Raw genomic sequence first — 14,968 nt, 5'->3', positions numbered from 1 at the left:
AGCCGCGACTGCGGCTGCCGGCCCCTCTGTCATACCGACCTGCTCGGCTTCAGCGCACTTCCCGGCGCGTCGAGCCTCCGATGCGCCCGCCATCCGGATCGGTGAGGGCGTCGGCGACCGCGACGATCAGCGCGATCACGACGATGCCTCCGATGATCAGGTAGGCGGCGTCTGCGGCGCGGTCCGCGCCCTGGGGCAGCAGGAAGAAGTAGATGCCGGTGACGCCCGCCGAGCCCACGGCCGTGCCGATGCGCTGGCCGGTCTGCATGATGGCCGAGGCGGTGCCGCCCTCGGCCACGGGGACCTCGCGCAGCGTGAGCGTCTGGTTGGGGCTGGTGACCATGCCTGCGCCGAAGCCGATGGGCGACATGACCGCGCCGAGCAGCCACAGGGGCACATCTCCCGCGACGATGTGCGGAGTGGTCAGCAGGGTGCCGATGATGCCCGTGAGGACCACGACCAGGCCGATCACGACCGTCCAGCGTCCGATCCGGGTGACCAGCCGCCCGCCGAGCTGCGCCGACAGTGCCGTGAGCACCGCGCCGGGCAGACCCAGGAGGCTGGCGACCAGGGCGGATTGGCCCAGGCCCTGCTGGACCAGCTGAGCCTGGATCACCCAGATGGTGGTGCCGCCGGTGAAGTAGATCCCGATCATCAGGGTCCCCAGCGAGTAGCTGCGGATGCGGAATAGGCGCATATCGACCATGGGGGCCTTGCCGCGGGCCTGATAGCGCCGCTCCCACACGACCCACGCAGCAGTGAGGATCAGTCCGACGGGCAGCAGCGCCCAGGCCGCTGTGTACTGCTCGGCCAGCATGAACGGCAGCATGACGGTCAGCACGGCCACCGCCAGCATGACGGCGCCGATCGGGTCCAGGTCGTGCGAGCGCCGCTGAGTCGTGGTGCGGCTGGGTCCGAGGTCGAGCCACCGGGTGGACAGCGCCAGGATGATCAGGCCCAGCGGCACGTTGATGCCGATCGTGGAGCGCCAGCCGAGTCCCGGGGGCAGCATGCCGATCAGAAGCCCGCCCATGACGGGCCCGATCGCCACGGCCACGCCCACGATCCCGCCGAAGTAGCCGAAGGCCCGGGCTCGCTCGCTGCCCCGGTAGTGCTGCTGGATCAGCCCGGAGACCTGGGGATTGATCAGGCCGGAGCCGATCCCCATGAACACGCGCGAGAGGTTGAGCATCAGCGGGGTCGGAGACAGGGCCGCCGCGAGCGAGGCGATGGTGAACAGGGCCATGCCCGCCACGAACAGCCGCTCCCGGCCGAACAGGTCCCCGGCTCGTCCGGCGGCGACCAGCACGACTCCGAAGGACAGGGCGTATCCGGAGAGCACCCACTGCAGGTCGCTCGAGCTGGCTCCCAGATCGCGCTGGATGGACGGCAGCGCCACGTTGATGATGCTGACGGCCACCAGCGCCATGAACAGCGAGGCCAGCAGCACGGCCAGGATGCGGCCGCGGCGGGGATCGGGCACGAACTCGGAGTCGTCGTCCGGGGCCCGCGGCGGGGGCGCCGAGCCCTCCGCGTAGACGTCTCCGGTGAAGGGGTGAGGGTCGTGGGATCCACGGCGGTCGTCGGATGCGGGCATTCAGCGGATTCTACTCCGGGGAGCCGACTCCTGCGGTGGGTGCTCAGCCGTCCCAGCCCGGACGGCCGCGATCGGCCTTGATCCGTCCGCGGTGCTTCTTGGCCTGGAGCCGCCGGCGCTGGGAGCCCCGCGTGGGCTTGGTCGGTCGACGCGGGACCGGTGGAGCCATGGCCCCGCGCAGCAGCTCGGCCATCCGCTCGCGGGCGGCCTTGCGGTTGCGGAACTGCGAGCGGTGCTCGGCGGCCTCGATGATCAGCTCGGTGCCGGCCAGCCGCGGCTCGAGGGCAGACAGCGCGCGGCGGCGCTGGTCGTCGCTGAGCGCCGAGCACGAGCCGAGGTCAAGGCGCAGCTGCACCCGAGAGTCGGTCGTGTTCACGGACTGCCCGCCGGGTCCCGAGGAGCGCACAAACTGCTCGTGCAGCTCGGCGGCGGGGATGACGAGACCCCGCGGGAGACCGGGGCCCGTGCGGATCCTCAGATCCTCCATGGGGCCACCGTCCTCTCGCGGGGTCTCGTCATGCCGCAGGCGGTGCGGCGTCGGGGCCGTCTCCGTGCCTCGGGCGACCGATCAGTTCTCGAAACGATAGAGGAAGGCGGCCATGGCGTCGCGGTGGGTCTGATCCAGCGGGCGGAAGGTGCCGTCGTTCCAGCCGGTCGTGATGCCCTGGGCGTTCATCCAGTGGATCTCCTTGTAGAAGGCCGAGCCGGGGCGCACGTCCTTGAACGAGGAGGTCTTCGGTGCGGTGTAGGCCGGCGATCCCGACATGCGGTAGAGCAGCGCGGCGGTGGCGTTGCGGTCGATGTCGTTCAGGGGGCGGAAGGTGCCGTCGGACCAGCCCTTGAGCAGGCCTTCGGAGCGGGCCCAGGTGATCTCCTTGTAGAAGGCCGACTGCGGGGTCAGGTCCTTGTAGGGGGAGACGCGCGGCGGGGTGTAGGCGGGGGAGCCGGCCATGCGGTAGGCCACGGCGGCCATGGCGTTGCGGTCGATGTTCTCGGTGGGGCGGTAGGTGCCGTCCGACCAGCCGTTGAGGTACTTCTTATTCTTGGCCCAGGTGATCTCGGTGGCGAACTGATTGCTGGCCGAGACATCGCGGAACGGGCCGGCGGCCTGCGGCTTGGTCGCGGGCTTGGTGGGTGCGACGGCGCGGACGGCATCGGCGGGGGAGACCTGCAGGCGGCCCAGCGGACCGGTCGAGGTCGACTTGAGCGTCCGCTCGATCTGGGCCGGGGTCAAGTCCGGGCTGGCCTCGAGCATCATGGCCACGGTGCCGGAGACGAACGGGGTGGCCATCGAGGTGCCGTTCTTGTAGCCGTAGCTCGCTCGTGTGGGTCCGGTGGTGCCAGCGTCGATGGTCGAGATGATCGAGTACTGGGTGCCGTGCCCGCCGGGAGCCAGGACGTCGACGTTGGGACCGGTGTTCGAGTAGGAGGCCACTTGGCCGTTCTCATCAGCCGCGCCCACGGCGATCACGTTGCTGCAGTTGGCGGGCGGGTACATGTTCGCGTTGTCCGCGGAGTTCCCGGCCGCCACGACGACCGGCACGTTGGACCCGACTGCGTAGTCGATCGCCGACTGCATGGTGCGCCCGCACTGTCCGTACAGGGCCAGCGACATGTTGATGACGTCGGACGGGTTGCGGTTCACGGCCCCGCCGACGGTCTGTCCTGCGGCGTAGCGGATGCCGTCCGCGATATCGGACTCGTAGCCGTAGGTGCAGCTGCCGAGCACGCGCACCGGCTGGATGCTCGCGTCGCGGGCCACGCCGGCCATGCCGATGCCGTTGTTCGTGGACGCGGCGGCGATGCCGGCCACGTGGCTGCCGTGCCACGTCGCCCGGCAGCTCGAGCTATTGTTGTCACCGGGGTCGCTGGGATCTGCGTCGCGCCCGTTGCCGTCGACCGGGAAGTCGGCCGGGTAGGGCGAGACGAAGTCGTAGCCGGACACGCGCTTGGCGTCGAGGTCCGGGTGGCGGATCAGGCCGGTGTCCAGCACGCCGATCGTGACGCCGCGGCCGGTCGCCATGCTCCACGCGTCCGGGACGCTGCGGTCCTCGAGCGTGAACTGCGATCCGTACAGCGGGTCGTTCGTCGCCGCGGCGCGGGCGAGGCGATCGGGCTCCGCGTAGGCGACCCGCGGGTCCTCTTCGAGCTGGTCGACGAGATCGGACTGCTCCTGGACCTCGAGCTCCTCCGGGAACTCCAGGACGTCGGCGGAGTCGGCGGTCTGCTTGACCCGCTGAGGCTCGGTCTCGGCAGAGGCCGCCGCGCCCTTCGGGGCCTGGTCCTCGGTGGGCAGGATGTCGGCCTCCTGTGCGGCCTCGGCGACGATCTGCTCCTTCTGAGCCTCCGAGGTCGCCGGGTCCTCGAAGCGCACGATCACGCGAGGAGTCTCCTGGGGCACCTGCTCGTCCGCGGCGCTGTCCTGGGCCGGGCCGGTCTCGTCGAGGCCGGAGCGGTCGAGCGGCCCGGGCAGCGCGGAGTCGATCCCCTGGGAGTCCGCCTTGGCGGGGTCCTCCGCGGCCTGGGCCGGCAGCATCGACAGGGCGGGCGTCACCGCGAAGGCGACGGCCAGAGCGAGGACCATGGGGCGACGGCGCTTGGGGGATGCGGTCACGGGGTCTGCGGACAGGGGCCTCGGAGGCAGGGGTGAAGGCACGGCTGGGTCCTCTTCGGGGGGGAGCGGGGGGGGGGGGGGGGAGGGGAGGGAGTGGTGCGGGGATCGACCGAAGGCGCAGCCGTCGTCGTCCCCCGAAGAGGGTACGTGAACATTCGAGCAATTCATCGAACTTCATCAGGTTTTATTCAGTGGCGACGGGTCCGGGCGCGTGACGCAGGGCGGGTGTACGATGTCTCGCTGGTGCCCAGCGCACCCGCACCCAAGCGTCATGGCTTCTGGCACAATCCAGCGGCCCCTCCAGCGAAGGAACACAGACCATGAAGAACGACATCCACCCGGACTACCACCCGGTGCTCTTCCGCGACCTCGCCTCCGGCAAGGTCATCCTGACCCGCTCGACTGCCACGTCGCAGAAGACCGAGACCTGGAAGGACGGCAACGAGTACCCCCTCATCGAGGTGGAGATCTCGTCCGAGTCGCACCCGTTCTACACGGGCAAGCAGCGCATCATGGACTCCGCCGGCCGCGTCGAGCGCTTCAACGCGCGCTTCAAGTCCTTCGGCAAGTCCAGCCGCTGAAGCCGCTGAGCCGGTCCTGCGACCGGCTCGCGCAGCGCCGTCCGCGTTGCCCTCGCAGAAGGACCGCACCACGGGGTGCGGTCCTTCTCGCATGTGCGGGCCGCCTCACACGCCTCCACCGGCCCCGGCAGGCTACTGTCGTCCACGATGAGGACCCCCCGCTTCAGCCTCCCGTCCCTGCTCGTCGTCTCGGCCCTGGTGCTCTCCGCCTGCGCCCAGGACCCCGAGGACCCTCAGGAGCCCGAGACCCCGCCTGCCCCGGCGGCCTCGGATCCCTGGCCGACCGCTCCGCCGCCGGAGAACCCGCAGCGGTGGATCGCCGATCAGCGCGCGGAGTCCGCGCAGCCGTCGTCGACGGACGCCTCCGCCTCCGACGACGGCGAAGACGCCGACGCCCTGGAGGTGAGCGTGGGCGAGCCCACGGGCACCTCCTACCGCGACGACGCCGCGGGCATCTCCTTCGAGGCCACCGACCTGGCCGATGAGCGCCTCAGCGCCGAGAATCCGGACCTGGTCCGGCTGCTGGGCTCGCTGGACCGGCCGACCCTGCGCTTCGGCGGCAACGCGACCGACCGTCGGTTCTTCTTCACGGCCTACGACGAGCCCGTGCCCGAGGACTGGCCCCTGGAGGACGGCGAGGAGATCACTCGCGTGACCCCCGAGGACCTCGAGCGCGTGGCCGGTCTGGCCGAGGAGGTCGACGCCCAGGTCATCGTCTCGGCGAACCTGGGGCACACCGATCCGGTGCGCGCCGGCGAGCTCGCACAGCACTCCCAGGAGGCCTTCGGCGATCGCCTGGCGGGGATGATGATCGGCAACGAGCCCAACGGCTTCCCCGACATCCCGGAGAACCCGGTGCCGATCCGCGACGAGGACTGGGGGACCGACGAGTACGTGGACGAGGCCGGCGACGCCGTGGCGCAGATGCGCGAGGCCGCGCCGGGCGTCACGATCGCGGCCCCCGGCGCCTACGACCGCACCTGGTGGGAGGCGGCAGCCGAGTCCGAGCTGACCGACCCGGCCCAGGAGTCCGCCCTGGCCATGCACCAGTACCCGCTGCCCGAGTGCGGCGATCCGGACCGGGCCGCGCACCAGGCCGAGCAGGAGCCCACGATCGAGAACGTGGTCTCCGCCGGCACCCGGGCCCGGGTGGACGATCTGGTCGGCCAGGCGGCGCAGACCGCCGAGGCGACCGGGATGCCGCTGTGGATCACCGAGACGTCGGCGTCGTCGTGCGCGGGCACGAACGAGCTCACGGAGACCCTGGCCGCCGGCGTCTACAGCGCCGACTACCTCCTGCGCGCCCAGCAGCTGGGGGCGCAGAAGGTGGCTTTCCACTCGTCCCTGGCGCCGTGCCGCGGCGGGGCGCCGATGTCCCTGCTGTGCTCGTCGGGGACCCTGGCGAGTCCGGGTGAGGCCTTCGTGCCGCGCACCAACGGCCTGGCCCTCGCCCTGGCGGGCTCGCTGCCCGATGGCGAGTTCCTGGACGTCCGGCTGCGCCCGGCTTCCGGCGGCGCGGTCGACGGCGCGAGCGGATCGTCCACGACGGCCTACGCGATCGAGCACGACGACGGCTCGCTGTCCCTGGTGGTCATGGACTTCCGCGATCCGCGGGGCGAGGCTCGCCCGATGGAGCTGACGGTCCCCGGGTCGCGGGATGAGGCCCGGGTCTCGACCCTGACGGGTCAGCGGTGGAGCCAGCACTACCCGGAGGCGGCGCTGTTCGACGACGCCCGCCCCGACGGCTCCTCGAGCGAGGACCCCTCGCGCCCGGCCACGCAGGACGACGACGGCACGGCCCTGGACGTCGACTCGGCCGTCGAGCCCGTGGCCGACGGGCAGCCCTCGGTCGACGGGTTCGGGCTGCCACTGCTGCCGCAGGACGACGCGCCGGCCCAGGTGAGCACCGTCGATGCCGGCAGCGAGATCGCGTTCGAGGTCCCCGCCGGATCTGCCAGCGTGGTGCGCATCCCGGCCGTATGATGTGCCGACGACGAGCCCACCCCCGAACGACCCACACAGCGCTCCTCGACCCGCTGCCCTCGCAGCCATGCCGTCCCGGCAGGGTCCCGGTCCAGCTGCCACCCCGGAGGCCCCCGCATGAGCAATGACATCCAGGACGACCTGTTCGACGGCAGGCGCCGCGATGACTCGGATCGCCCACGGCGCAAGCGGCGCGGGCGCAAGATCCTGCTCGGCTTCCTGATCGCCTTCCTGGTGCTCGTGGTGGGTGTCATCGCCGTCATTGCGCTCTACATCAACGGCCTCTCGCGCTCCTATGACGAGAATGTGACCTCCGTGCCGTCGTCGGAGGCCTTCCCGGAGGAGGCGGACCGGCCGGAGGACTCGGAGGGCACCACGATCCTGCTGCTTGGATCGGACAAGCGCCCCGAGGGCGGCGGCGAGCTCGGCCGCGAGGGCGCGCGCGCCGACTCGATCATGCTCCTGCACATCCCCGCCGACGGGGGCGAGATCTATGTCATGTCGGTCATGCGCGACACCTGGGTGGACATCCCCGGGGTGGGCGAGGCCAAGATCAACGCCGCCTTCCAGAACGGCGGCATGCCGCTGATGGTCGAGACCCTCGAGGGCCACTTCGGCACGCGCATCGACGAGGTCATGTCGGTGGACTTCAAGGGCTTCGAGGGCCTGGTGGACGCCCTGGGCGGGGTGACCGTGGACGTCCCGCAGTCGTTCACCTCGGACTCGGGCACGGAGTACCCGGCCGGGCCCATGGAGATGGACGGGAAGACCGCGCTGGAGTTCTCCCGCGAGCGCCACACGTTCGCCGACGGCGACTACACCCGCGTGGAGAACCAGCGGGCCTTCATCCAGGCCCTGCTGGACCGCTTCCTGCAGCCCGAGGTCCTGGCCAACCCGGGGCGGATCTCGGACATCGTGGAGACCATCTCGCCGTTCCTCACGGTCTCGGACGGCATGGACTCCGGCTACATCCGCGGTCTGGTGCCCAAGATGGTCGGCGTCTCGCGCTCGGACATCCACATGTTCACGGTCCCGACGAACGGCATCGGAACCTCCGACGACGGTCAGTCGGTCGTGCTCCCGGACGAGGGGGCCATGAAGGAGATCGGCGACGCCATCGACGACGGCACGCTGGATGAGCACTACCAGGAGCTCTCCGCGGACGACGGGAGCGGCCTGTGAGCGCAGCGCGTTCCAACGCGCTTCTGCTCGCCCACTCCTACTGGCCTGAGCACTCACCGCCGCAGCGCCGCTGGCAGTCCCTGATCCCGCACCTGGTGCAGCGGGGCTGGCAGATGACGGTCGTGGCACCGGTGGCCCACTACGGGTTCGGCCCGGACGCTGATCGCTCCTCCCGCGGCAGGGTGGGGCGCGGTCGGCCGGGGCCGGTGGGCGAGACGATCGTGCGGGTCCCGTTCCTGACCGCCCGTGACTCGCGCCTGCCCAAGCTCGTGGATCAGCTCGTCTCCGCGGCCGGCAGCGCGGTGCGCGCCACGGCGGCCCGCGGGCACAGCGTGGTGATCGTGACCGCTCCGTCGCTGCCGCTGATGGCCAGCGGGTGGATCGCCGCCCGGCTGCGGGGCAAGGCGCTCGTCGTGGAGATGCGCGACGCCTGGCCGAACCTCGCTACGGAGGCCGGGGTCCTGCGGGGCCGTGCCCAGCGGATCATCAACCGGGCCGTGGAGTCGGTCCAGGACAGGGCGGATCTTGTCGTCACCGTGACCGAGGGCTTCGCCGAGACGCTGCGGGAGCGCGGTGTGCGAGAGGTCCGCACGGTGCGCAACGGCGTGCGCCTGGAGCAGACACCGGTGCTGGATCCGCCGCCGCTGGTCCGCGACCGGCTGGAGGTGCTGTACCTGGGCAATCACGGGGAGAGCCAGCGCCTGGAGCGACTGATCGAGGCCGCCGCGCTGGTGGGGCCGGGCATGCGCCTGACCCTGGTGGGGCAGGGCTCGCAGAAGGCCATGCTGGTGCGCCACGCCGCCTCCCTGGGGGCGCCGGTGCGGTTCCTGGACCCGGTCTTCCGCGATCAGGTCTTCGAGCACTACCGGCAGGCGGATTCGCTGGTGATCTCGCTGCGCGACGACTGGAAGTCCTTCGACGCCACCATCCCCTCCAAGACCTACGAGGTCATGGCCGTGGGCCGCCATCTCACCGCCGTGGTGCGCGGGGAGGCCGCGTGGGTGCTGCGCCAGGCCGGGGCCGGCGACGTGGTGGGCTCCACCGCCCGCGAGATCGCCGATCTGTGGCAGGGCCTGATCGCGGACCGCTCCCGGCTGCGGTGCAACCTCGACGGGCGCGCCTGGGTGGCCGAGCACGCCGACTACGCCGATCTGGCCGAGCGCTACGACGCCCTGCTGCGCGAGCTCCTGGAGGACGGCCGTCCGCGGAGCAGCCGATGACGGGCCGCTCGGACGCGCCGCGCACGGATCCGCGCCTGCGCCATCTCAGCCTGGTCGTGCGGACCGCCTGGGAGCACCTGGGCGGAGACCCCGCGGTCTTCGCCCTGCAGGTCTCCCGACGACTGCCCGCCGGCCTCACCGCTCGGGCCGGGCGGGCGCTGTGCCGCATCCCGCTGCCGTCGGCCGCCGCCCTGGGCCTGAGCCTGGTGGGGGAGCAGGAAGCGCTCGGCGAGGCCTTCGACCGCGCTCTGCTGGACGAGAGCTGCGCCCCGGCCGCCCTGCGGCGGCTGGCGGAGGTCGCCATCGCCGCGGACCGGCCCGACGACGCCTTCCGGCTCACAGCAGCGATCCCTCGGCGGGGCGGGCCGAGCGGCGGCGCCCTGCCGACCGGGTCGGCGGTCCGCGGCCTTGCCGGGACGCTGGCCCGCCGCGACACCCAGCTCGGCGCCCTGGGCGCGGCCCTGGTGCCGCTGCAGCGCGCCTGGCTGCGCGGGGAGGCCACCCGCGGGGAGCGAGCCCAGCTGCTGCGCCTGGCCGACGAGCGGGCCCAGCTGCACGGGCGCTCACCGTCGCTGCCGCCGCTGCGGGAGCCCTACCAGCCGCAGCCGCGGACCGTGGTCCACGTCCTGACCAACTCCCTGCCGCACACCGCCAGCGGCTACGCCGTGCGCTCGCACGCGCTGCTCAGCGCCCAGGCGGCCGCGGGCTGGCAGGTCCATGCCCAGACCCGTCCGGGCTATCCGGCGCAGGTGGGGCGGCTGAGCGCGAAGGACCTGGAGGTGATCGACGGCGTGAGCTATCACCGCATCTCCCCGGCCCGCCTTCCCCGCACGGCCTCCGGCCGTCTCCAGCTGCAGGCCGAGGCGCTGCTCGAGCTGTGCCTGTGGGTCCGCCCCGCAGTGCTGCACACGACCACGCACTTCGTGAACGCCCTGGTGGTCCGCGAGGTCGCCGCAGTGCTGGGCATCCCGTGGGTCTACGAGGTCCGCGGGCAGCTCGCGGACACCTGGGCCTCGCGCCGCCCGCCGGTCGCCGGGGTCTCCGAGCGCTACACGTGCTTCCAGGCGCGCGAGGCCGAGGTCATGGAGGCGGCGGACGACGTGGCCACGCTCGGTGCGGCGATGGCGCGCCGCGTCGAGGAGGTCACCGGCGGGCGCGTGGACGCAGCCTCGGTCCGGCTGAGCCCCAACGCGGTCGGACCGCAGCACGCCGCCGAGCTCGAGCCGGTCGAGCAGGCCCGCGCGGACGTGGATGCCGCGTCCCTGGGGATCCGGCCCGGGCAGTTCCTGATGGGCACCGTGTCCTCGATCGTCGACTACGAGGGCCTGGACGACCTGGTGCGGGCCATGGTCCTGCTGCCCGAGCCGATCACGGCGGTGATCGTCGGAGACGGCGCCGCCCGTCCGGTGCTCGAAGCGCTGGCCCGCGACCTGGGGGTGGCCGACCGCGTGGTCTTCCCGGGCCGCGTGGACCGCGACGGCGCGCGCAGCTGGCAGCGCGCGCTGGACGTGTTCGTCGTGCCCCGCCTGGACCGGGAGGTCACGCGCTCGGTCACCCCGCTCAAGCTCGCCGAGGCCTCAGCACGGGGTGTGCCGGTGATCGCCTCGCGGCTTCCGGCGCTCGAGGAGCTCGTGGAGGACGGCGTCACCGGGCTGCTCGTGCCGCCCGAGGACCCGGCTTCTGTGGCCGACGCGGTGCGGCGCCTGTGGGGCGAAGCGGGGACGGGGCCTAGACTCGGGCGAGCCGGTCGCGCGGCGGTGCTGCGCGAGCGGACCTGGGAGGCGGTCGCCGCCCGGACGCTCGAGCGCTACGACGAGCTGACGGCCCGCGGCCCCACCGGGCAGGCAGGACAGGACGAGACGATGCAGACGGCACGGACGACGGAGGCGCGATGAGCGAGAGCACGGATCCCCGCTCCGGTGCCTCCGCACCGTCGCCCTCCGGCGCGTCGGCGGCCTCTCGGGCGGCGGCACTCGACCGTCGACGGATGCACTACGACTCCTCGGAGCTGATGGCCGTCGGCGCCCGCCCGCCGCTGGGGGAGTACATCCGTCGCCTGTGGGGCGCGCGGCATTTCGTGCTCTACGACGCCCGGGTGCGGCTGTCGGTGAGCCAGGAGCACACGATCCTGGGCAAGATCTGGCTGATCCTCAATCCCATGCTGCTGGGCCTGACCTTCTTCCTGGTCTTCGGGCTGCTGCTGCGCACTGATCGCGGTGTGGAGAACTTCGTCGGCTTCCTGATCATCGGCCTGATGATGTTCCTCTACACGTCCCGCTCCGTGGCCACGGGCGCCCGCAGCATCGTGCAGGGCAAGAACCTGATCCGGGGCTTCTCCTTCCCGCGAGCGGCGCTGCCGCTGGGGATCGTGGTGCGCGAGGCATGGAGCCAGCTCTACGTGCTGGCGGCCATGTTCCTCTTCGTGCTGATCGCCCCGCCGGCCGAGCCGATCACGCCCCTGTGGCTGCTGATCCTGCCGATCTTCGTGCTGCAGACGATCTTCAACTGGGGCGCCGGGATGCTGCTGGCGCCGCTCGTGCACCGGATCCCCGACGTCGCGAACCTGATCCAGCTGGGCACGCGGCTGTGGCTCTACGCCTCGGGCATCTTCTACGACCCGTCCCGGTTCACGGACAATCCGACCATCCTGACCCTGTTCCACCTCAACCCGCTGTACCAGGTGCTGCAGATGGCGCGCGGGGCGATCCTCTACGCCGAGGCGCCGTCGCTGTCGTCGTGGCTGATCCTCACGGCGTGGGCGGTGGGCGCCCTGGTGATCGGGCTGCTGGTGTTCTGGTGGAACGAGGAGAGCTATGCCGACGAGAAGCGATGACTCCCTGTTCGAGGACCCCTCGATCGATCCCCAGTGGCGCGAGGCCCGTCGCCGGCAGATCGCCCAGGAGTGGGTGGCTCAGGACGGCTCGGGGCTGACCGGCACGAGCCTCAAGCCCGTGCGCGACCCCGCCGTGGTGATCGACGACGTCACCATGGTCTATCGCGTCACGAGCACGGGAGGGGCGGACGAGCAGAAGCTGTCCCCGGTCTCGCGGGCTCTGCGCCGCGCGCTGGGCCGCCCGCCCCAGGTGGACAACCAGGCGCTGACCCGGGTGAACCTGCTGATCGAGCAGGGGGAGTTCGTGGGCTTCGTGGGCCGCAACGGCTCCGGCAAGTCCACGCTGATGAACATCGTGGCCGGGCAGATGAACCCCACCTCCGGGCGCGTCTGGGCGATCGATCGCCCGTCCAAGCTGGGCGTGAGCGTCTCCCTGGTGCCGGCGCTGTCGGGGGAGCGCAACATCCGTCTGGGCTGCCTGGCCCAGGGGATGACCCCGCAGCAGGTGGACGAGGTCATGGACGAGCTCGTGGACATCGCCGCCCTGGGCAAGGCCCTGCACTGGCCCATGAAGGCCTACTCCTCCGGCATGGCCGCGCGGCTGCGCTTCGCGGTGGCCACGGCCACCAACCCGGAGGTGCTCATCCTGGACGAGGCCCTGGGCACCGGCGACGCCCAGTTCCAGGCCCGCGGCAAGGCGCGCATGGACGAGATCCGCGACAACGCCGGATGCGTCCTGTTCGTCTCCCACTCCATGGCCGAGATCCGCTCCATGTGCACCCGGCTCGTATGGATCGACGCGGGCGAGGTCGTGGCCGACGGACCCGTCGAGCCCGTCGTGGAGCGCTACGAGCACTACATGCAGCTGCTGGCCGACGGCAACCTGCTCAGCGCCCAGGACTACCGCGACCAGGCGCTGGCCGAGCGCGTCCCGCTGGAGCTCGTGAACACCGCCTGAGACCCTGCTCGCACGAGCACCGACCGCCCGATCCCCCGCAGGTGCCCCCGCACCGCGCGACCGAGAGGACCCCCACCGTGCCTTCCCGGAAGCCCCGCAAGCCCGCGATCGCCTCGACCGGTGAGCTGCGCACCCTGCTGTGGCACCTGCGCCAGGGCGGTGTGGATCAGGCCCGCAAGCACCTGCGCCGCCGCGGGCTGCCCGGCGGCACCTCCGCGGCCGTCAGCGGTGACGGGCGCAGCGTCTCGTTCGCGCCGACCGAATGGCCGCAGCAGTGGACCCGTCCGTTCGGCGACGTCACCGTGGCCACGATCCTGGACGACTTCTCCTCCCGGGCCTTCGGCTACGAGTGGGACCAGGTGGAGCTGTCCCGGACCGGGTGGCGGGAGCAGCTCGAGCAGCACCGGCCGCAGCTGCTGTTCGTGGAGTCCGCCTGGCACGGCAATCAGGACCAGTGGCAGTACCAGCTCACCGGCACCTCCGGGGTCAAGGAGCCGTTCCGGGAGCTGGTGGCCGCGTTCCGCGCCGCCGGGATCCCCACCGTGTTCTGGAACAAGGAGGACCCGCCGCACTACGACGACTTCCTGGAGTGCGCGGGGCTGTTCGACATCGTCCTGACCTCGGACTCGAACCGCGTGGAGCACTACCGGCGGGATCTGGGCCACGATCGCGTGGGCGTGCTGGCCTTCGCCGCGCAGCCGGCCGTGCATTCCCCGGTGCGCGGGGCCCGCGGCGTCGACGCACGGGACGTGGCCTTCGGCGGGATGTACTTCGCGCACAAGTTCCCCGAGCGCCGCGATCAGATGGACCTGCTGCTCGGCGGTGCCCTGGACGTCTCGCCCAAGATGCGCAAGGGCCTGGAGATCTTCTCCCGGTACCTGGGCGACGACGAGCGCTATCAGTTCCCGGCCCCGCTGGATCAGCGCGTGGTGGGCTCGCTGGACTACGCCCGGATGCTCACGGCGTATCAGGCCTACAAGGTCTTCCTCAACGTCAACTCGGTCGTGGACTCGCCGTCGATGTGCGCCCGGAGGATCTTCGAGATCCTCTCGCGCGGCACGGCGGTGGTCTCCACGCCGTCGGCAGCCGTGGGGGAGTACTTCCCGCAGGCGGAGCTGCCCGTCGTCGAGACACGGGAGCAGGCCGCCGACGTCGTCCGGGCGCTCGTGCGCTCCAAGCAGCTGCGCGATCGCACGGTGCGCAGGGCTCAGCGCCGGGTGTGGGCCGAGCACACGTACACGCACCGCGCGGCGACCGTCCTGGACCTGGCCCTTCCGCAGCAGGACGGCTCCTGGCAGCCGTCGAACCCGTCCGTGTCCGTGGTGCTGTCCACCAACCGGCCGGACCGCCTGGGCCAGGCCATGGACTCGGTGGCGGCTCAGCGCGGTGTGAGCCCGCAGGTCGTGCTCGTGTGCCACGGCTTCGATCCCGATGCCGCTCGGGCCGCCGAGCTGGCGGCGCAGCGGGGGATCGAGGACCTGGTGATCGTGCCGGCGCCCCGGGACTGGTCGCTGGGCTCCTGCCTCAACGCCGGCGTGCAGGCCTCCTCCGGCGCCGTGATCGCCAAGATGGACGACGACGACTGGTACGGCCCCGACTACCTGGCGGATCAGCTGGCCATCCTGCGCGTGACGCAGGCAGACGTGGTGGGCAAGCAGGCCAGCTACCTCTACGTCCAATCCTACGACGCCACGCTGCTGCGCTTCGGCGAGCGGGAGCACCGCTGGACGGACTTCGTGCTCGGACCCACGCTGATGGCCGCGCGCGAGGTCTTCGAGGCCCATCCCTTCCGTGACCGGACCACGGGGGAGGACACCGGCTTCCTGCAGGACGTGGTGGATGCCGGCGGCCGCGTCTATGCCACGGATCGTTTCAACTTCCGGCAGTTCCGGGGCGGACACGGACATACCTGGAATGTGACGGACCAGCACGTCATCTCCACTGGTGAGGTCATGTTCTTCGGGTCGGACACCGCGCACCTGTGCGTATGATGACCCCCG

Annotated in this window: 11 protein-coding genes; 8 read left to right on the top strand and 3 right to left on the bottom strand. The window is 71.7% G+C overall.

The genetic code is table 11. The features are described 5' to 3' along the window. Positions 1-49: 49 nt before the first annotated feature. The 3 genes from OVA15_RS04805 to OVA15_RS04795 form a co-directional block, all read right to left on the bottom strand. The gene (locus OVA15_RS04805; protein WP_268143442.1) at positions 50-1,597 is read right to left on the bottom strand and encodes an MFS transporter; all 1,548 of its coding nucleotides are present in this window, start codon (positions 1,595-1,597) and stop codon (positions 50-52) included. Between the two features lie 43 nt (positions 1,598-1,640). Continuing rightward, entirely contained in the window at positions 1,641-2,084 is a 444-nt protein-coding gene (gene arfB, locus OVA15_RS04800) for an alternative ribosome rescue aminoacyl-tRNA hydrolase ArfB (RefSeq protein ID WP_058872237.1), read from the bottom strand. An 81-nt stretch (positions 2,085-2,165) separates the two neighbouring features. Continuing rightward, a complete protein-coding gene (locus tag OVA15_RS04795; protein ID WP_268143438.1) occupies positions 2,166-4,211 on the bottom strand; it encodes a S8 family serine peptidase in 2,046 nt (681 codons plus the stop codon). A 320-nt stretch (positions 4,212-4,531) separates the two neighbouring features. On the opposite strand from OVA15_RS04795, the gene OVA15_RS04790 reads away from it, so the two are divergent. The 8 genes from OVA15_RS04790 to OVA15_RS04755 all read left to right on the top strand — a co-directional run bounded on the left by OVA15_RS04790 (position 4,532) and on the right by OVA15_RS04755 (position 14,959). After that, complete coding sequence (locus OVA15_RS04790) at positions 4,532-4,792, top strand: type B 50S ribosomal protein L31 (RefSeq protein ID WP_268143436.1); 261 nt, start codon at positions 4,532-4,534, stop codon at positions 4,790-4,792. A gap of 147 nt (positions 4,793-4,939) precedes the next feature. Next, the gene (locus tag OVA15_RS04785; protein WP_268143434.1) at positions 4,940-6,775 is read left to right on the top strand and encodes a hypothetical protein; all 1,836 of its coding nucleotides are present in this window, start codon (positions 4,940-4,942) and stop codon (positions 6,773-6,775) included. A 117-nt stretch (positions 6,776-6,892) separates the two neighbouring features. Next, positions 6,893-7,957 carry an LCP family protein gene (locus OVA15_RS04780; protein WP_268143432.1) on the top strand — a complete coding sequence of 355 codons (1,065 nt, stop codon included), beginning with the start codon at positions 6,893-6,895 and terminating at the stop codon, positions 7,955-7,957. Next, positions 7,954-9,177 carry a glycosyltransferase family 4 protein gene (locus OVA15_RS04775; protein WP_036307430.1) on the top strand — a complete coding sequence of 408 codons (1,224 nt, stop codon included), beginning with the start codon at positions 7,954-7,956 and terminating at the stop codon, positions 9,175-9,177. The genes OVA15_RS04780 and OVA15_RS04775 overlap by 4 nt, the downstream gene beginning before the upstream one ends. After that, complete coding sequence (locus OVA15_RS04770) at positions 9,174-11,072, top strand: glycosyltransferase (RefSeq protein WP_024290363.1); 1,899 nt, start codon at positions 9,174-9,176, stop codon at positions 11,070-11,072. The genes OVA15_RS04775 and OVA15_RS04770 overlap by 4 nt, the downstream gene beginning before the upstream one ends. Beyond that, the gene (locus tag OVA15_RS04765) at positions 11,069-12,010 is read left to right on the top strand and encodes an ABC transporter permease (RefSeq protein ID WP_024290364.1); all 942 of its coding nucleotides are present in this window, start codon (positions 11,069-11,071) and stop codon (positions 12,008-12,010) included. The genes OVA15_RS04770 and OVA15_RS04765 overlap by 4 nt, the downstream gene beginning before the upstream one ends. Next, the gene (locus OVA15_RS04760; protein WP_006215664.1) at positions 11,991-12,968 is read left to right on the top strand and encodes an ABC transporter ATP-binding protein; all 978 of its coding nucleotides are present in this window, start codon (positions 11,991-11,993) and stop codon (positions 12,966-12,968) included. The genes OVA15_RS04765 and OVA15_RS04760 overlap by 20 nt, the downstream gene beginning before the upstream one ends. A 77-nt stretch (positions 12,969-13,045) precedes the next feature. Then, positions 13,046-14,959 (top strand): glycosyltransferase family protein, encoded by a 1,914-nt coding sequence (locus tag OVA15_RS04755; RefSeq protein ID WP_268143427.1) that lies wholly within the window; start codon positions 13,046-13,048, stop codon positions 14,957-14,959. The last annotated feature ends 9 nt before the right edge of the window (positions 14,960-14,968 follow it).

The sequence above is a fragment of the Kocuria sp. SL71 genome, assembly GCF_026672465.1.
Classification (GTDB): Bacteria; Actinomycetota; Actinomycetes; order Actinomycetales; family Micrococcaceae; genus Kocuria; species Kocuria palustris.
This window is presented reverse-complemented; position numbering and strand designations above follow the sequence as displayed.